The sequence below is a fragment of the Brevibacterium sp. H602 genome, from assembly GCF_051172395.1.
Taxonomy (GTDB): Bacteria; Actinomycetota; Actinomycetes; order Actinomycetales; family Brevibacteriaceae; genus Brevibacterium.
The window spans coordinates 1-18,517 of the sequence record NZ_JBPIZD010000005.1; the positions used below are offsets into that span (position 1 = coordinate 1).

At 66.1% G+C, this 18,517-nt stretch carries 15 protein-coding genes and 2 tRNA genes; 7 read left to right on the forward strand and 10 right to left on the reverse strand.

All coding sequences use genetic code 11. The features are described from left to right. Positions 1–69: 69 nt before the first annotated feature. Complete coding sequence (gene leuD, locus ACSBQT_RS05045) at positions 70–669, reverse strand: 3-isopropylmalate dehydratase small subunit (protein ID WP_410711187.1); 600 nt, start codon at positions 667–669, stop codon at positions 70–72. 16 nt (positions 670–685) lie between these two features. After that, positions 686–2,170: a 3-isopropylmalate dehydratase large subunit gene (leuC, locus tag ACSBQT_RS05050; RefSeq protein WP_410711186.1), complete on the reverse strand. Its 1,485-nt coding sequence runs from the start codon at positions 2,168–2,170 to the stop codon at positions 686–688. Positions 2,171–2,346: 176 nt separating this feature from the next. On the opposite strand from leuC, the gene ACSBQT_RS05055 reads away from it, so the two are divergent. The 4 genes from ACSBQT_RS05055 (at position 2,347) to ACSBQT_RS05070 (ending at position 6,009) form a co-directional block, all read left to right on the forward strand. Then, a complete protein-coding gene (locus ACSBQT_RS05055; protein ID WP_025777351.1) occupies positions 2,347–3,063 on the forward strand; it encodes an IclR family transcriptional regulator in 717 nt (238 codons plus the stop codon). 29 nt (positions 3,064–3,092) lie between these two features. Further along, on the forward strand, positions 3,093–3,851 hold the full coding sequence (locus ACSBQT_RS05060) for a DeoR/GlpR family DNA-binding transcription regulator (protein ID WP_410711185.1): 759 nt from the start codon (positions 3,093–3,095) through the stop codon (positions 3,849–3,851). Positions 3,852–4,000: 149 nt separating this feature from the next. After that, entirely contained in the window at positions 4,001–5,698 is a 1,698-nt protein-coding gene (locus ACSBQT_RS05065) for a sodium:solute symporter family protein (protein WP_410711184.1), read from the forward strand. A 17-nt stretch (positions 5,699–5,715) separates the two neighbouring features. Continuing rightward, on the forward strand, positions 5,716–6,009 hold the full coding sequence (locus tag ACSBQT_RS05070; RefSeq protein ID WP_410711183.1) for a hypothetical protein: 294 nt from the start codon (positions 5,716–5,718) through the stop codon (positions 6,007–6,009). Between the two features lie 24 nt (positions 6,010–6,033). Here the strand turns inward: ACSBQT_RS05070 and ACSBQT_RS05075 are convergent, their stop codons facing one another. From ACSBQT_RS05075 to galT, 3 genes are all read right to left on the reverse strand, one after another. After that, complete coding sequence (locus ACSBQT_RS05075; protein ID WP_435001028.1) at positions 6,034–6,909, reverse strand: alpha/beta fold hydrolase; 876 nt, start codon at positions 6,907–6,909, stop codon at positions 6,034–6,036. A gap of 133 nt (positions 6,910–7,042) precedes the next feature. After that, positions 7,043–8,302, reverse strand: coding sequence for a galactokinase (galK, locus tag ACSBQT_RS05080; RefSeq protein WP_410711181.1), 1,260 nt, complete (start codon positions 8,300–8,302; stop codon positions 7,043–7,045). Continuing rightward, entirely contained in the window at positions 8,299–9,519 is a 1,221-nt protein-coding gene (galT, locus tag ACSBQT_RS05085; RefSeq protein ID WP_410711180.1) for a galactose-1-phosphate uridylyltransferase, read from the reverse strand. The genes galK and galT overlap by 4 nt, the downstream gene beginning before the upstream one ends. Before the next feature lie 119 nt (positions 9,520–9,638). Here galT and ACSBQT_RS05090 point away from each other — a divergent pair, with 119 nt between their 5' ends. Continuing rightward, positions 9,639–10,640 carry an aldose 1-epimerase family protein gene (locus ACSBQT_RS05090; RefSeq protein ID WP_410711179.1) on the forward strand — a complete coding sequence of 334 codons (1,002 nt, stop codon included), beginning with the start codon at positions 9,639–9,641 and terminating at the stop codon, positions 10,638–10,640. Positions 10,641–10,746: 106 nt separating this feature from the next. Next, positions 10,747–11,508: a DUF4282 domain-containing protein gene (locus tag ACSBQT_RS05095; RefSeq protein ID WP_410711178.1), complete on the forward strand. Its 762-nt coding sequence runs from the start codon at positions 10,747–10,749 to the stop codon at positions 11,506–11,508. 163 nt (positions 11,509–11,671) lie between these two features. Here ACSBQT_RS05095 and ACSBQT_RS05100 read toward each other — a convergent pair. From ACSBQT_RS05100 to ACSBQT_RS05120, 5 genes are all read right to left on the reverse strand, one after another. After that, a tRNA-Glu gene (locus ACSBQT_RS05100) sits at positions 11,672–11,744 on the reverse strand. A 37-nt stretch (positions 11,745–11,781) separates the two neighbouring features. Next, positions 11,782–11,853 (reverse strand) — tRNA-Gln (locus tag ACSBQT_RS05105). A gap of 125 nt (positions 11,854–11,978) precedes the next feature. Next, positions 11,979–13,304, reverse strand: coding sequence for an alpha/beta fold hydrolase (locus ACSBQT_RS05110; protein WP_410711177.1), 1,326 nt, complete (start codon positions 13,302–13,304; stop codon positions 11,979–11,981). Beyond that, positions 13,301–14,767 (reverse strand): glutamate--tRNA ligase, encoded by a 1,467-nt coding sequence (gene gltX, locus ACSBQT_RS05115; protein WP_435001030.1) that lies wholly within the window; start codon positions 14,765–14,767, stop codon positions 13,301–13,303. The genes ACSBQT_RS05110 and gltX overlap by 4 nt, the downstream gene beginning before the upstream one ends. A 111-nt stretch (positions 14,768–14,878) precedes the next feature. Further along, positions 14,879–15,685: a fumarylacetoacetate hydrolase family protein gene (locus ACSBQT_RS05120; protein WP_101544555.1), complete on the reverse strand. Its 807-nt coding sequence runs from the start codon at positions 15,683–15,685 to the stop codon at positions 14,879–14,881. 128 nt (positions 15,686–15,813) lie between these two features. Here ACSBQT_RS05120 and hrpB point away from each other — a divergent pair, with 128 nt between their 5' ends. Then, a complete protein-coding gene (gene hrpB, locus ACSBQT_RS05125) occupies positions 15,814–18,498 on the forward strand; it encodes an ATP-dependent helicase HrpB (RefSeq protein ID WP_435001031.1) in 2,685 nt (894 codons plus the stop codon). Positions 18,499–18,517: the final 19 nt, after the last annotated feature.

An 18,517-nucleotide genomic window follows, 5' to 3' on the forward strand; every position in this document is an offset into this window, starting at 1 on the left:
CGTTCGAACGTGACGGCGGGCCGCCTCGGTGGGGGTGGATCGATACGGACGGGCCGGCTTGGGTGAGGGTCAGACCTTGGCGGGCAGGGTCGTCGGCTTGAAGGCGAAGCGGGAAGATTCGTAGCCGACGATCTCGTCTTCCTTGGCCAGGGTGAGACTGATGTCGTCGTGGCCTTCGAGCAGGCGCCAGCGCGTGTAGTCGTCGATCTGGAAGGACACGGTGACGGTGTCGCACGTCACGGTCTTCTCGTTCAGGTCGACGGTGATCGACGTGCCGGGATGGTTCTCGAGTATCTTCCAGATCAGTTCGATATCGGCCTGTTCGAGCTGGGCGGCCAGCAGACCCTCTTTGCCGGAGTTGCCGCGGAAGATATCGCCGAAGCGGGAGGACAGGACGACGCGGAAGCCGTAGTCCTTGAGCGCCCAGACGGCGTGTTCGCGGGAGGAGCCGGTGCCGAAGTCGGGGCCGGCGACGAGGACGGAGCCGGATGCGAAATCGGGGTCGTTGAGGACGAAGTCGTCGTTGGTCCGCCAGCGGTAGAACAGGGCGTCCTCGAAGCCGGTGCGGGTGACCCGCTTGAGGAACTTCGCGGGGATGATCTGGTCGGTGTCGATATTGGATCGGCGCAGAGGAACGCCGATGCCGGTGTGGGTGGTGAAAGCTTCCATGGCTCGTCCTCCTTTGTCAGTCGTTCGCCGAGACGGGTGTCAGGTTGAGGGACAGGCGGTTGTCGGCCCATTCCACGGGTTCGGCATCCCGCGGCAGGTCGGCGACGTCGCCCGGTGAGGACAGGGTGCCGCGCACCGCGGTGGCAGCGGCCACGAGCGGGGAGACCAGGTGAGTGCGTCCGCCCTTGCCCTGGCGGCCTTCGAAGTTGCGGTTCGAGGTCGAGGCGCACCTTTCGCCTTCGGCCAGCTGGTCCGGGTTCATCCCTAAGCACATCGAGCAGCCGGCGAAGCGCCATTCGCCGCCGAAGTCCTTGAAGATGACGTCGAGGCCTTCTTCTTCCGCTTGGAGGCGGACCTTTGCGGAGCCGGGGACGACCATGAAGCGGACGTTGTCGGCCTTCTTGCGGCCGCGGACCACCTCGGCGGCGGCCCGGAGATCTTCGATCCGGGAGTTCGTGCACGAGCCGAGGAAGACGGTGTCGACTTCGATCTCGCGCAGCGGCGTGCCCGGGGTCAGGCCCATATAGGCCAGCGCATTGGCGGCTGCGGCCTTGTCGTTCTCGTCGGTGAAGTCGTCGGGGCTGGGCACGCTCGCCGACAGCGGCAGGCCCTGGCCGGGGTTCGTTCCCCAGGTGACGAAGGGTTCGATGTCTTCGGCTTTGAGGACCACCTCGGCGTCGAATTCCGCGCCTTCGTCGGTGTAGAGGGTCTTCCAGTACTCGACGGCGGCGTCCCAGTCTTCGCCTTCGGGGGCGTGGGGGCGGCCCTTGACGTACTCGAAGGTCGTCTCGTCGGGGGCGACCATTCCCGCCCGGGCACCGGCTTCGATCGACATATTGCAGATCGTCATCCGGGCTTCCATGGACAGCTGGCGGATGGCCGAGCCGCGGTATTCGAGCACGTAGCCCTGTCCCCCGCCGGTGCCGATCTTCGCGATGATGGCGAGGATGATGTCCTTGGCGCTCGAGCCTTCGGGCAGGTCGCCGTCGACGGTGATCGACATCGTCTTGAAGGGTTTGAGGCTGAGCGTCTGCGTGGCGAGCACGTGTTCGACCTCGGAGGTGCCGATGCCGAAGGCGAGCGCTCCGAAGGCGCCGTGGGTGGAGGTGTGCGAGTCGCCGCAGACGACGGTGGTGCCCGGCTGGGTCAGGCCCAGCTGCGGTCCCACAACGTGGACGATGCCCTGGTCGGTGTCGCCGAGGCTGTGCAGCCGGATGCCGAATTCCTCGGCGTTCTTGCGCAGGGTGTTGATCTGCGTGGCCGAGGTGGGTTCGGCGATCGGCTTGTCGATGTCCCACGTCGGGGTGTTGTGGTCCTCGGTGGCGATGGTGAGGTCGGGGCGGCGCACGGGGCGCCCGGCGAGTCGGAGTCCGTCGAAGGCCTGCGGGCTGGTCACCTCGTGGACGAGGTGGAGATCGATGTAGATAAGGTCCGGCGCACCGTCAACACCTCGTGAGACGACGTGATCGGCCCAGACCTTCTCGGCCAATGTGCGTGGCATGGTTCCTCCCGCCGGTGCAGGGATCTCTGCACCCGATGTAGACCTGACGGGCCGAGGTACGACCGCGTCGATGAACTGCGATGTGCGCACTGGGGTGAGTGCGTATTCGAAATCTACTCGGCCGTATCGCAATGCGAACTTGCATCTCGCCCACTGAGACGCGCACAATGGTGCCTATGACAAGCAATGGTAGCGGCGTCGGGGTCATCGACAAGGCCGCAATGGTTCTCTCCGCACTTGAGGCCGGACCCGCCTCTCTCGCCGAATTGGTGACGCTGACCGGACTGGCACGCCCCACTGCCCACCGCCTGGCTGTTGCCCTCGAATTCCACCGCATCGTCGGTCGCGACCTGCAGGGACGCTTCGTCCTCGGGCCGCGCCTGGCCGAGCTGTCGTCGGCCGCCGGCGAGGACCGCCTGTTGGCCGCGGCCGGGCCGGTGCTCGGTCAGCTGCGGGATCAGACCGGCGAGTCCGCTCAGCTCTTCCGCCGTCAGGGCGATCTGCGTCTGTGCGTGGCCGCGGCCGAGCGCCCCGTGGGCCTGCGCGACTCCGTGCCGATCGGTGCGACCCTGTCGATGCGCGCCGGTTCTGCGGCTCAGGTGCTGTTGGCCTGGGAGGAGCCGGACCGTCTGCACACGGGTCTGCGTGGTGCCCGGTTCTCCGCGACCATGCTCTCCGGGGTCCGTCGCCGAGGCTGGGCCCAGTCGATCGCCGAACGCGAACGGGGCGTCGCCTCGGTGTCGGCCCCCGTGCGCGGACCGAGCAATCGAGTGGTCGCCGCCGTCTCGATCTCCGGACCGGTCGACCGGCTCACCCGTCAGCCCGGTCGCCTGCACGCGAAGTCGGTCATCGACGCCGCGCGTGCGCTGACCGAAGCACTCGTGCGCGGCTGAGACGGCCTCCGGGTCTGTACTATGGCTCCATGATCGCCGCTCAGAGACGCAACATCATCGTCGATACGATCGAGAGAGACGGCGCCGTCTCCATCACCTCCCTGTCGGAGAAGCTCGTTACCTCGGCCGTGACCATCCGCCGTGACCTCGATCAGCTCGCCGAGGAGGGCAGGCTCATCCGCACCCACGGCGGTGCCGTTCTCGCGTCGAGTGCGCGGGAGTCGAGTTATGCGGAGAAGCTCGAGCAGGCTCTGGCCGAGAAGACGGCGATCGCCCGCGCTGCGGCGACCCAGGTGCGCAACGGCGATGTCGTGGCGCTGGGGCCGGGAACGACGACCGAACTGTTGGCCAAGGAGCTCGTGACGCGTTCGGGTCTGCGCGTGGTGACGAATTCACTGCTCGTCGCCGAGGCCATGGTCTCCTCCCCCGACAACGAGGTCATCGTCGTCGGCGGACTGCTGCGCCATTCGATCCGGGCCTTCGTCGGAGGCGGGACGGTGTCTCAGCTGCTCGGCCTGCGCGCCGATACCGTCTTCCTCTCCGGCAACGGCCTGGCCGCGGACTTCGGCCTGTCGACACCGGCGTTCCCCGTCGCCGATACGGATCGGGCGATGGCTGCCGGAGCCGGACGCGTCACCGCCCTCGTCGATCACACGAAGGTCGGGCTCCGCTCGTCGGTGCTCACCGTCCCGACCGAGCAGATCCACCAGCTCATCACCGACTCGAAGAGCGAAGAATCCGCGCTCACGGCCCTGCGTGAGGCAGGCGTCGAGGTCGAGGTCGCCTGACCTGCCGACCAAACGATCAAAACTGTTCAGGTTCGATCACTAGCGATCAGGCTCACAATCCTCTAAAGTGTCCACTCGGGTGTCGCACACCACAAGCATCCATGCATTGACGCATTTTGAAGCCATGCACTGACGCATATGGAGGAACCTTGGAAGCAATCCGCTTGGACGCACAGTGGATCGACTATCTGCTGATAGCAATCTACTTCATCTTCGTCCTCGGCATCGGGTGGTTCGCCAAACGCGGGATCTCCTCGAGCATCGAGTTCCTCCTCTCCGGACGGAGCCTGCCTGCTTGGGTCACGGGTCTCGCTTTCGTCTCGGCCAACCTCGGCGCTGTCGAGATCATGGGCATGTCCGCCACGGGCGCCCAGTACGGCATGCCGACGATGCACTACTTCTGGATCGGCGCGGTCCCGGCGATGCTGTTCCTCGGTGTCGTAATGATGCCCTTCTACTACGGTTCGAAGGTCCGGTCGGTTCCGGAGTTCATGCGCAGACGGTTCGGCACGGGCGCCCACCTCGTCAACGCGCTGTCCTTCGCCGTCGCACAGCTGCTCATCGCCGGTGTCAACCTGTTCCTGCTGGGCACGATCGTCAACCGTCTGCTCGGCTGGCCGCTGTGGATCACGCTCATCGTCGCCGCCGCCATCGTCCTGTCCTACATCACCCTCGGCGGACTGAGCGCGGCCATCTACAACGAAGTCCTGCAGTTCTTCGTCATCGTCGCAGCCCTCCTGCCGCTGACCCTCATCGGCCTCAACCGCGTCGGCGGCTGGGACGGACTGGTCGACCGGGTGAGCAATGACGGAATGCTCGGCGCCGAGCAGCTGAGCAGCTGGCCCGGCGAACAGCTCTCCGGGTTCTCCAACCCCGTCCTCTCCGTCGTCGGCATCGTCTTCGGCCTCGGCTTCGTCCTCTCCTTCGGCTACTGGACGACGAACTTCGTCGAGGTCCAGCGCGCCATGGCGTCGAAGTCGATCAACGCCGCCCGCCTGACCCCGATCATCGGCGCCTTCCCGAAGATGCTCATCCCCTTCATCGTCGTCATCCCCGGCATGATCGCCGCGGTGCTCGTGCCGCAGATGACGCAGTTCAAGGAGATCTCGGCCAACATCGACGAGGCGACCGCGCTCGAACAGACGGGCGTGACATACAACGACGCGCTCCTGCTGCTCATGCGCGAGGTCCTGCCCAACGGTCTCCTCGGTGTGGCGATCGCCGGCCTCCTCGCCGCGTTCATGGCCGGTATGGCCGCGAACATCTCCGCGTTCAACACGGTCTTCAGCTATGACCTGTGGCAGCAGTACGTGGTCAAGGACCGCGAGGACGACTACTACCTGAAGATCGGCCGCTGGGCGACGATCGGTGCCTGTGTCGTCGCGATCTTCACAGCGCTCATCGCGGGCAACTTCTCCAACCTCATGGACTACCTGCAGACGCTGTTCGGCTTCTTCAACGCCCCGCTGTTCGCCACGTTCATCCTCGGTATGTTCTGGAAGCGGATGTCGGCGACCGCCGGTTGGGTCGGCCTCGTCGGCGGCACGCTCTCGGCCGTGTTCGTGTTCATCCTCGCCGAGACCGGAGTCCTCGATCTGCCCGGTCAGGGTGCCGCATTCCTCGCGGCCAGCACGGCGTTCGTCGTCGACATCGTTCTGTCGGTGATCGTCACCCTGTTCACCACGCCGAAGCCCGCCGCGGAGCTGCGCGGACTCGTCTACTCGGAGACCCCGAAGTCCGATTTCGAGGACCTCAGCGAACCGAAGGCGCCGTTCTGGAAGCGCCCCGTGCCCGTCGCGGGTGTCGCTCTGGTGCTCGTCATCATCCTCAACGTGACATTCGGCTGAAGGAGCCAGTGAGACCCATGAGCAAATCCAACGAACTGACCAAGACCGCAGGCGCCTTCGACGTCCGCAACTTCATCGGTGCGCTGCTGGCGATCTTCGGCGTCATCCTCACGATCGCCGGAATCGTCGGCTTCACCCCCGACGAAGCCGAGCGCACCGGCGGGGTCGATGCGAATCTGTGGACCGGGATCGGCCTCATCATCGCCGCAGCCGTCTTCCTCATCTGGGCGAAGCTGCGTCCGATCCGCATCGTCGAAACTCCCGAAAATGGTGCGGACGCCGACACCGAGACGGCCCCCGGCACCGACTGACACCGCAGTCCGCGCGGCACCTCCTCAGAGCGCGGCCATCGCTGCCGCAACCTCGGGGTAGTCCTCAGCCGGCACTGTCCGCGAGGCTTCCTCGAGGATGATCAGCCGGGCACCGGGAATCTCTCGGGTGAGCGCCTCTCCATTGCCGACGGGGAAGAACGGATCGCGGCTGCCGTGCACGACCAGCGTCGGCACGCGCAGCTGCGGCAGGCGTTCTCGCCAGCGTGGCTGGCAGTCGAGGCGGGAGAACACCATTCCCAGCTGATCGGCCAGATGAGCTTCCGGATCTGAGTTCTGTGTCGGATCCGAGCCCTGTCCTGAATCGGAGCTCTGGGTCCGCTCCCAGATCCGGGCAGCGACCTCGCGGGCCTCATCAGGATCGTCGCCGAGGATCCGTGCACCTTCGGCCATATAGTCGGCCACCGAGTCGACATCCGCCCAGTCCGGCTGCGATCGGGAGAAGAGCGGACGCATCGTCGCCTGATCATGATCCGGCAGGTCATCGTCGACGGGTCCGGGAGCGACCGATCGGGTGCCGATGAGAGTGAGCGACGAAAACGCCTCCGGGTGGTCGAGCGCCGCGACCTGCGCGACCATCCCGCTGATACTGATTCCTGCGAGATGAGCGGGTCGACCGTCGAAGGTCCGTGCGAGTTCGACGGCATCAGCAGCGAGGTCTCGCAGGGTGTAGTCCGGTGATTCGAGATCACCATGGCTCGAGGCCCCGGCATCGCGGAGGTCGCAGCGCACAACGTGACGTCCCTGCCCTGCCAGCTGTTCGCACAGAGCATCGGGCCAGGACAGCAGCGTCGGGGCGCCGAGGCAGAGAACGAGCGGCGCTTCCGCCTCACCGAACTCGTCGACACCGAGGCTCACTCCATTGACGTCGCAGATACCCATGCCGCTCCCCCTCCTGCTCGATTTCATCCTCATCTGAGGTTCCAGCATGAACTGCGAAGGATCGAGAGGTCAACGCCTGCCTGGTCAGCCGAATCAGCGGCTCAGCCGAAATGGGTTCGGCCGAATCAGGAACTCAGTCGAAACGGGCAGCCCCCCGACCCGCTCTGACCGCGAAGATGTCCGGCTCCCCGAAGCCGTGCTCGGCGAATGCCGCCGTCACGGCGTCGCCGACCTGTTCGACCCGGTCTGCCCGGATGAGCGCGATCCCCGAGCCGCCGAAGCCGCCGCCGATCATCCGCGCGCCGAGCGCCCCGGCTCCCATCGCAGCAGCCACCGCCACATCGAGTTCGACACAGGAGACCTCGTAGTCGTGCTGCAGCGATTCGTGGGAGGCCACCAACAGGTCTCCGATGGCACGGATGCGCGCGTCATGTTCGTCGCCGGTTGATCGTTCATTGTCTTCGAGCAGTTCGACGGTGGCGCGGACCCGAGCGTTTTCGGCGATGACGTGGCGCACCCGCTTGCGCTGTTCCTCGCTCAGTTCGCTCAGGTCGACGTCGTCGGCGAGTTCCCGCAGACTGTCGACTCCGAAGATCGCAGCGGATTCCTCACAGGTCCTCCGCCTGGCGCCGTACCCGCTTTCGCTGTGCGAGTGAGAGACCTTCGAGTCGATGACGAGGAGTCTGAGCCCCTCGGCGTCGAGGTCGAAGGGAATCTGGCGCGCGCTGAGGTCGCGGCAGTCGAGGAAGAGCGCATGCCCGGCCTCGGTCATGATCGACGCCGCCTGGTCGACGATGCCCGTCGGCGCACCGACGAAGTCGTTCTCTGCTCGCTGTGTCAGCAGGACCTTCTCGCGGTCGTCGAGGCCGAGGTCGAACACCTCGTCGAGGGCGATGAGCACCGCGACTTCGAGTGCGTGCGATGAGGACAGTCCGGCGCCGACGGGCACGGTGGATTCGATATAGAGGTCGACTCCGCCGACCACCGTGCCGGTGGTCTTCGCGATCTCGTCGACGACTCCCGCAGGATGGCTCAGCCATCCGGGCAGAGTTCCGGGCACGAGCTCCGCGGCCGCGAACTGACCGGACAGACGTTGACCGGTGTCATCGCGATGGTCGGAGACGATGCGAATGCTCTCTCCCCGCCGAGGAGGCTGCACAGTTCCCGTGTTCTCTGCACTCTCCGGTCGCCGACCGATGGCGACGTACACGGCCCGGTCGATGGCGATGGGCAGGACGAACCCGAGGTTGTAGTCGGTGTGTTCGCCGATGAAGTTCACCCTGCCTGGTGCACGGAACGAACCGATCGGACGGTATCCGAACAGGGCCTCGAACTCCTCGGCGAGGTGTTCGGGGGTCGGTGCTGTCACGGCCCCGGGGGTCTCTGTGGTCATGAACGATCGCCTTCCAGGTTCAACGCCGAAGCCGTGCTCGCATTCGCGCTCACGGGTACGGCCGCCTCGGCGAGGGGTTCCAGGGTCACCGCACGCAGTCTGGCTGCTGTCTCCTCGGCGGAGACGTCGCCGACGAAGGCGCCCATGGCGGCCTCCGAACCGGCGAGGAACTTCAGTTTGTTCTCCGCTCTGCGGGGGCTCGTGATCTCGAGGTGGAGCCAGTCGGCGCGACGGTCGGCACTGTTGACCGGCGCCTGGTGCCAGGCCGCGATATACGGTGTGGGACTCGGGTAGAGGCTGTCGATGCGCCGCAGCACCTCCGGATAGACGCGGGCCAGGTCGTCGCGTTCGGTGTCGTCGAGTTCGTCGAAGCTTCCCACCTGGCGGTGCGGAACAAGGTGGACTTCGATCGGCCAGCGGGCCGCGAAGGGCACGAAGGCGGAGAAGTGATCGGTCTCGAGAATCATTCGCTCTCGTGCCTCGCGTTCGAAGGCGAGGACATCCCCGAGCAGCGGCCGACCGGTTCGGCGCAGATGTTCATGCGCCCGGGCCGAGGTGATCGCGGTGTGCGGGGTGACATACGGGTAAGCATAGATCTGTCCGTGCGGGTGGTTCATCGTCACGCCGATCTCCTCCCCGCGGTTCTCGAACATGAAGACCTGTTCGATGCCCGGCAGGGCAGAGAGTTCGGCCGTCCGGTTGGCCCAGGCGTCGATGACCGTGCGGGCGCGTGCGGTGCCGAGTCCGCCGAAGGAGCCCGTGTGTTCCGAGGAGAAGACGACGACTTCGCAGCGGCCGTATCCCGGTCCCGACAGCGCGAAGGTCACGGTTTCGGCGGAGTCCGCGGCCGCCTCGGCGAAGGTGGTGTCCACCCTCTGAGCGGACGGGACTTCACCGAGGCCGGGGCCGAGGGAGGGGAAGCGATTCTCGAAGACGGCGACGTCGAAGTCCGCGGCCGGAATCTCGGTGGGACGGTCCGGCGTCGACGGGCACAGCGGGCATTCGGCGGCGGCGGGCAGGTGGGTGCGGGTCTGTCGGTGGGTGGCCACGGCGACCCATTCGCCGGTGAGGACGTCGAAGCGCAGGGTGCCGCTGTCGGGGCGCGAATCGTGTGGCCGGGGGTCGGCGGCGATCGTCGGTGCAGGTGAGTCGGGGTCCTGGAAGAACAGGATCTCACGACCATCGGACAGGTTCGCCCGGCGATGCGACGCTGGCATCAGACCTCCCAAAAGTTATCATTTCCGATCATAATGCTAACATCTGGCGGCCCGGATGCGTGCGGACGGCGTAGAATATCTGCAACTGTTCTTCCCGCGCTCGAGCACCCTGGAGACCTATGACCGCCACCATCGAACTCGCCTGTGACGAGTCAGCGGCGGTCATCTCCACCATCGGCGCGAGCTTGGTTCGCTTCAGCGTCGGCGATCGTCCCGTCGTGGTGCCGATGAACGCCTTCGACGGAGCGGTACTCGCGCCCTGGCCGAATCGGATCGATGAAGGTCGGTACGACTTCGCCGGAGACAGCCACCGGCTGCCGATCACCGAGCCCGAACGCAACACCGCGCTGCATGGCCTCGTCGCCGATACGCAATGGTCGGTGGTCGAGCGCACCGAGTCGACGGTCAGTCTCGAATACACGCTGGAGGCGACGGAGGGGTATCCGTTCGCGTTCGATCTGCAGGTGGACTTCGAACTCGCCGAGGCGGAGCTGCGCATGCGCGCACGTGCCCTCAACACGGGGTCGGCTCCCGCACCGTTCGGTTTTGGATTTCATCCGTGGCTCTCCCCGGGCACGGCCCCATCGGGTACAACCGACCCCATTGACGGCGCCCTTGTCGACGAGGCTCAGCTCGTCATTCCCGCTGCGCACTGGCACGAGACCGACGAGCGGCTCATCCCCACGGCTGTTCGCCCCTTCGATGACGGCACTGCCGTCCCGGCCGATCATGCCTCCGATGATTCCGCATGCATGGTGTGCAAGGACTTCCGGGCGCTGCGCCTCATCGGCGGCACGATCCTCGATGATGCGTACGGCTCACCTCGGCGCGGTGACGACGGATGGTCACGGGCACGGCTGAAGGGTGCAGATCTGCGCGAGGTCGTCGTCGGGATGGGGCCAGGGTTCCGCACCTGGCAGGCGTGTACGGGCGACGGCCTCGATGAGGATCTGGCACGTCGGGCGATTGCGATCGAGCCGATGACCTGTCCCCCGAATGCATTCGCCGCGGGCGAAGCCGGCGAGGACTTCGACGTCGTCGCCCCGGGTGGCGAGCTTGTCGTCGAGTGGAGCGTTGCTTTGACCGGGGCAGACGATACTTCGTGCTTCCTTCCGAAATGACAGTCGCCCTGCCGCGAGTCGGCGTATCCTGATAGGTTGCGACTACAGGCAGATATCAGGCGAGCGTGCCCTGCCCTGGGTACGTTCCATTCTCGAAGGGGACACCATGTCGACACCGCAGAACCCGAACGACCCGAACAGCAGCTCGGCTGAGCAGAACCTCGACGGCCAGAACCCTGGTGCGAGCGACCAGCCGGAGAGTGCCCAGTCAGCCTCCGACCAGTCGGGGCAGAATCCTCAGGACACTCAGTTCCAGCCCAACCAGGATGCACCGGTATCGCAGCCCAGCCAGGATGCGCAGTTCCAGCCCGATCAGCCCACCTATCAGCAGGGCACCTATGATCCCAATGCCAATCAGGCACAGGGCCAGCAGTACCAGCAGGGCGGATACTCGCAGCCCGGCGCTTATCAGCAGGATCCCTATCAGCAGGGCGCATACTCGCAGGGTGCAGCCCAGCAGCAGGCTTATGGTCAGCCCGCCTACGGTCAGCCTGCGTATGGTCAGCCTCCGCAGTCGAATCCCCAGCAGTCCGGGTTCTTCAAGTCGCTGTTCGACATCCGCTTCGACAACTTCATCGCGGTGAAGTGGGCGGGCTTCATCTACATCATCGCGATCGTCGTCGCGGTCCTGTCCTACCTCGGCACCATCGTCGCCGGCATCACCACGGGAATCGCCGCAGGTGCGACCGCAGGCTACTTCAACGACGGACCGAGCTTCAGTGTGCTGCCGCTGATCCTCTCGATCATCTTCGGCTGGATCATCCCGGCCCTGTGGGTCATCGGCGTCCGCCTCGTGCTCGAACTCATCGTCTCCAACATAAAGACGGCCGAACATACGAAGCGCATCGCCGATTCAGTCAGCCGCTGACTCACTGCGCCCTATATTTCTGGCGCAGGAGCGGCTTCAATGTGCAGAAGTGGTGATCTCAATCAGTGCATATGAATCTTGAACCCGCAGATGCTGACACGGTGCAGGAACGCCCGTGAATTAGAGTGAGCCCCGCACCGAGATTCGATGCGGGGCTCAACCGTACCCCCGAGCAGATTCGAACTGCCGTTACCGCCTTGAGAGGGCGGCGTCCTAGGCCACTAGACGACGGGGGCTAGAACAACACTCCTGGACTGATCCAGACTGTGTCCGCTGGGCTACCAGGACTTGAACCTAGACTAAATGAACCAGAATCACTCGTGCTGCCAATTACACCATAGCCCAATGTTTTTCAAGGTCATCCCCGAGGAGATTTCCCTGAGCAACGAGATATAACTCTACACAAGCACCCCGCCTCCCGACAAATCCGAGAGGCTCCTTTTCAGTGTGACCTTCTTAACACCCAAGCCTCACCCGCGGGCGAGGCCGATGAGCCTGTCGAGGACCCGGTACCCGTCGGCGCGCAGACCGTTATGTTCGTACTCATTCGTCACCCACGGCTGCACCCCGGAGAGATGCTCGGCCGTGGCCAGCGAATACTCCACCGGCACGTACGCGTCCTCGAAGTACACTGCCGCAGCACCACGCACCGAGGCGGCCCGCAGAGCCTCGACATCGTAGAGACCGGGCCACTGACGTGCGGCGACGAGCTCGGCCACCTCGGCGAAGGGGGCGAGCTCGGGATCCTCATGCACCGATTCCGGCCCGGCATGTTCGCCGGCAAGCAGCGTCGGATCCTCGGCCACAGCAGCGGGCATCGCCCGCCTGGCCGCCCAGTTCGTCACAGTGCCGTCGGCCCAGCAGGATTCGTGGATGACGGCATAGAGCGGATTGCGCCCCGAGAAGGGCAGAGACGCGGCAAGGTCATGCCGGAACGCCCCCGACGAGAAGTCGAGGTCGAGCAGATAATGCAGCTTCTCCGGACCGTCCGAGGCACCGAGGAAGTGCCCGAGCAGACGGATCCGCTCCGGCGTCGCCCGCGCGCCCCCAGGCAGGGCGAGACCGTCACCGACAGACGCGAGCTCGACGAGGCGCCGCATCTTCTCACGGTCGCCGGGGAACGCTGCGTAATACTGCTCGGACTTGCGGATCATGCCCTCCCACGTACGTCCGTAGACGGTCGCGGGGTCGAGGCCGATCGCCGGCAGACCGCCTGTGAAGTACACCTCGTGGAGGGCACTCGAATGCGCGGAGATGTAGCGCAGAGTCGTGAAGCCGCCGAAGGACTGCCCCAGCAGGGACCACGTCTCCGCGCCGAGGTGGCCGCGCAGGATCTCCGCGTCCTCGACGATCGAATCGGCGCGGAAGTACGACAGCGCCTCGGCGATCGCGGCCGGGTCCTCCCCCACCGTCTCAAGGCCGGTGATGGCCCCGTCGACAGAGCCGATCGGGTTCGATTTCCCGGTTCCGCGCTGGTCGAGCATGACGACCTGGAATTCCTCGAGGGCACGTTTCACCCAGCCGCCTGGGCCTCCGACGATGCCCGGCCGCGGGGCTTCCACGCCGGGCCCGCCCTGCAGGTACACGAGGTAGGGCTTCTGACTGTCCGCCTCGGTGGCGATGATCCGCGCGAACACGTCCACCGTGTCCGGCAGATTCACCTTCCCCGAGGCGGCTGACCCAGAGCTCTCCCCCGCCGAGGCGGCATCCCCCGCCCATCCGAAATGATCGAACGGCACGGTGACCGTCACGTCACGGAAGTGCAGTCCCCCGCGGGTCCAGGCCGTCTGATTCACAGCTGCGCCGCGAGTGCCTTGAGGCGTGTCATGGAGGAGTCCTTGCCGAGGATCTCCATCGACTCGAACAGCGGCGGGGAGACCTTGCGACCGGACACGGCCACACGCAGGGGTCCGTAGGCCAGGCGCGGTTTGATCTCCATCTCGTCGACGAGTTTCGCCGACAGCACCTCTTCGAGCTTCGCCGTGGTCCAGTCGTCGAGCCCTTCGAGGACCTCGATGGAGGCGGCGAGCACCTCGGGGGCGGAGTCCTTGAGCGTCTTCAATCCGTCTTCGGCCATGACGAGGTCGTCATCGGAGGTGAAGAGGAACGCGAGCAGGTCAGGAGCTTCTCCGAGCAGCTTCATGCGGGTCTGCACGAGCGGAGCCGCCTCGTTGAGGATCGCCAGCTGAGCATCCGTCGGGGACTCCGGGAGCACCTCGGCGGCCTGGAGATACGGCACCAGACGGTCACGGAAGTCATCCGGCTCGAGGAGGCGGATGTGGTCGGCGTTGATGGCGGTGGCCTTCTTCACGTCGAAGCGGGCCGGGTTGGGCAGGACATCGTGGATGTCGAATGCCTCGCTGAATTCCTTGACGCTGAACACGTCGCGGTCGGGTCCGATGGACCAGCCGAGCAGGGCGAGGTAGTTGATGAGTCCCTCGGGGATGAAGCCGTTCTCGCGGTGGAGGAACAGGTTCGATTCGGGGTCGCGCTTCGACAGCTTCTTGTTGCCTTCGCCCATCACGTAGGGCAGGTGGCCGAACTCGGGGGTCGCCTCGGCGATGCCGATGGCCTTGAGGTGTTCGTAGAGAGCGATCTGGCGCGGGGTCGAGGACAGGATGTCCTCGCCGCGGAGCACGTGGGTGATGCCCATGAGCGCGTCGTCGACGGGGTTGACCAGGGTGTACAGGGGCTGGCCGTTGGCACGGACGACGACGAAGTCGGGCACGGTGCCGGCCTTGAAGGTGATGTCGCCGCGGACGAGGTCGGTGAAGGTGATGTCCTCATCGGGCATGCGCACGCGCCAGACGGGTTCGCGGCCCTCGGCGCGGAAGGCGGCTTTCTGCTCGTCGGTGAGGTCGCGGTCGTATCCGTCGTAGCCGAGCTTCGGGTCACGGCCTGCGGCCTTGTGCCGGGCTTCGACTTCCTCGTTGGTCGAGTAGGACTCGTAGATGTGGCCGCCGGCCTTGAGCTTCTCGATGACGTCGGCGTAGATCTCGCCGCGCTGCGACTGACGGTAGGGGCCGTTGTCGCCGCCGACCTCGATGCCTTCGTCCCAGTCCAGGCCCAGCCATTTGAGGGCCTCGACGACCTGGCCGAAGCTCTCCTCGGAGTCACGTGCCGCGTCGGTGTCTTCGATGCGGAAGACGAACTTGCCGCCGGTGTGCTTGGCGTAGGCCCAGTTGAACAGGGCTGTGCGGACCATGCCGACGTGCGGGGTGCCGGTGGGTGATGGGCAGAAACGAACTTTGACGCTCACGATTGTCCTTTGCGTGATCTTCTCGGGTGTGAGTCAGTGGTGTGCGCGGTGGCGCTGGTGGTGTGGTGGCGTTGGTGTTCCGTGGATGCGATCGCCGAGGCGGCGGTCGGCTCAGGCGTCCATGACCGGGTTCGACAGAACGCCGAGTCCTTCGATGGCGATGTCGACGCGGTTGCCGGACACGATCTGCCCGACCCCTTCCGGAGTTCCGGTGAGGATGACATCGCCGGGCAGCAGGGTGATCGTCTCCGACAGGTGCTCGATGATGGTCGGGATGTCGAAGATGAAGTCGGCGGTGGTGCCGTCCTGCTTGAGATCCCCGTCGACCCAGGACCGGATGCCGAGGTCGTCGACGTCGAGTTCGGTTTCGATCCAGGGGCCCAGCGGGGCCGAGGTGTCGAAGCCCTTCGCCCGAGTCCACTGCTTGTCGGACTTCTGGAGGTCGCGCAGGGTGACATCGTTGCTCGCGGTGTAGCCGAGGACGCAGTCGTTGGCATTCTCCGCCTTCACACCCTTTGCCACACGGCCGATGACGACGGCGAGTTCGGCCTCATAGGAGACGTATTCGCTGATGGCGGGCAGGCGGATGGGGTCGCCGGGGCCGATGACCGCGGTGTTCGGCTTGAAGAAGGTCACCGGAGTCACGGGAACCTCGTTGCCGAGTTCTGCTGCGTGTGCGGCGAAGTTGCGGCCCACGCCGATGACCTTCGAACGCGGCAGGATGGGGCTGACCAGACGCACGTCGTCGATCTTCAGCCTCTCGCCTGTCGATTGGGCCGGAGAGAAGAAGGGGTCCGAGTCGAGAACCGCGAGTTCGAGTCCCGACGTGTCCCAGCTTCCGTCGGTGATCGGCGGCACTTCACCCTCGACTACTCCGTATTTGGGTTCGTCCTGATGTACAAATCTGGCGATACGCATGTGTCACAGTCTAGTCAGTGCCTGGTGCCTTCCGCGCGTCGGTGCACGTCGATCCGCGATCGGGTCCCCGCAGATCCTCAGGCGGCGGCCCATGTGCGGGCGGGCCGCCCTGCTGAGAGACTGGTGACATGCCCGATCCGCACATCCCGCACACCTTCGATCTCGCCCGCATCGGGGCCGGCTTGCCCGCCGCCGCGCTCATCGATGAGCTGGGCCTCGCCGAGGCGGCCCCCGCCCCGAGATTGGTCGTGGAGGCTCCTCCCGGGACCGGCAAGACCACCGTGGTGCCGCCGATGATCGCTGAGCACCTGGCTGGTCCGGGCCGCATCATCGTCACACAGCCCCGGCGGATGGCGGCCCGCGCCGCGGCCAGGCGGCTGGCGTCGTTGACGGGGACCCGCCTCGGCGAGGTTGTCGGTTTCACCGTCCGCGGAGAGTCGCGGACCTCAAGGGCGACGCGGATCGAGTTCGTCACCACGGGTGTGCTTCTGTCCCGGCTGCTGCGTGATCCGGAGCTGACCGGAGTCGCCGGAGTCATCCTCGACGAGGTGCATGAGCGGCAGTTGGATACGGATCTTGCGTTCGCGATGTGCCGGGAATTGGCGGATCTGCGTGAGGATCTGTCCGTCGTTGTCATGTCGGCGACCTTGGATGCGCAGCTGTGGGCCGCGCGTCTCGGGGACGGGCCGCAGGCGCCGGCGGCTCTGCTGTCGGTGGCGGCAGATGCTTATCCTTTGGAGGTCCGATGGGCACCGGCGAAGGAGCGGCCGCTCGATGCACGGGGTGTGACCTGGGACTTCCTTGATCATCTGGCGGCGACGACGGTGCGTGCGCTGACTGGGACCGACGAGGGCGATGTCCTCGTCTTCGCTCCCGGTGCACGCGAAGTCGACGAGGTGGCTTCCCGCGTGCGGCGCCGTGTGGAATCAGATGGCGGTTCGGGTGGTGGCGGACCGATCGGCTCTGGTGGTTCGGGTACCGGTGACGCGGTCGAGGTGCACACTTTGACTGGTCGGACCCCTGCGAAAGAGCAGGACGCGATCCTGCGCCCACGTACCGACCAGGGACGGAACCGTCGCGTCATCGTCTCGACTTCGGTGGCGGAGTCGGCGCTGACGATCGACGGGGTCCGTATCGTCGTCGACTCGGGACTCTCGCGGGGACCACGGCTGGATACGCGGCGTCGCATGTCCGGGCTGGTCACGATGCGGGAGTCGAAGGCTTCGGGAACACAGCGTTCCGGTCGTGCCGCCCGGCAGGGACCGGGTGTTGCGTATCGGTGCATGTCAGAGGCTGATTGGGCGAGCCTGCCCGAGCACACTCCACCCGAGGTCGCGACCTCCGATCTCACCTCCGCAGTGCTCGCGCTCGCCGTGTGGGGCGGCGACGAGACCCTGCTGCCCGATCCGCTGCCGGACGGACCGAGGCGGCAGGCGGTCGACAACCTGGTCGCGTTGGGAGCTGTGGAGGACTCGGCTCTGCACGTCACCGAGACGGGGCGGGCGATCGCGGCGGTTCCCGCCTCGGTGTGGTCGGCACGTGGCCTCCTGGACGGGGCTGCGCTGCTCTCTCCCGCTCGTGCGGCAGAAGCGGTCGCCGTCATCGAATCCGAGCAGAGGGCTCCAGGCGCCGATCTCTCCGCTCTGCTGCGGCAGCTGCGGCGCAGCAAGGATGCTCGATTCGCTCAGGACCGCAAACGGTTCGCGTCGATCGCACGCGAGTTCGCCTCGAGCGGCGATGGCGGAGATGGCGGAGACGCGGGAGACGGCACCGGGAACGGCGGAATCGGCGACCGTGGCATGGTCACCGGCGATTCCGGCGCGTCGCTGACCCCCGAAGATCTCGGACTCGTCACGGCGCTGTCCTATCCCCTGCAGATCGCGCGTCTGCGCAGTGCCTCAGACTCCGAATACCTGCTGGCTTCAGGCACGGCGGCGAGCCTGCCGCGTGACTCCTCGCTCCAGGGCAGCCCATGGTTGGCCATCGCCGAAGTAGGCCTGGCCGGATCGCGGGCGATCATCCGGTCTGCTGTGCCGATCGACGGCGACACAGCGGAACTCGCCGGCGCCGGACTGCTGCACATAGAAGAAACGGCGACGTTCGAGTCCGGGAAGGTCCGTGGGGTACGGCGCTTCCGCCTCGGCGGAATCGAACTGACCTCTACCCCGATCCAGGCCGGCCCCGATCTCGCCCGCCGTGCCATCGCCGAATCGGTGCGCGAACGGGGAGCCCGCGAGGTTCTGCGTCCGTCGGAGGCTTTCGAATCGCTGCGCGCCCGGCTGGGACTGCTCCGCGCGATCTACGGGGACCCGTGGCCGGAGGTGACGTGGGAGCACCTCTCTGACACGCTCGATCAGTGGTGTCCTGATGCGCTCGACCAGATCGCGAAGGGCTCCGATCCTGCCCGCGTGGACCTCGTCTCCGCGCTGCGCGGTCTGCTGCCCTGGCCCGAGGCGGCCCGCCTCGACGAGCTTGTGCCGACCCACGTCACAGTGCCCAGCGGGTCACACGTCCGGCTCGAGTATCCGAATCCCGATCTCGTCGAGACGAGCCCGGTCCTCGCGGTCAAACTCCAGGAGTGCTTCGGCTGGACGGATGTGCCGCGCATCTGCGACGGACGGGTTCCGGTCACCTTGCACCTGCTCTCCCCTGCCAGGCGGCCCCTGGCAGTGACCAGCGATCTCGCCTCTTTCTGGGCGAATGCTTACGCCCATGTCCGGGCCGAGAACCGGGGCCGCTACCCGAAGCATCCGTGGCCGGAGGACCCACTCACCGCACCTGCGGCGAAGGGCACGAAGCGCTCCGGTCGCTGAGCTGGAGCCCGCTTCGACC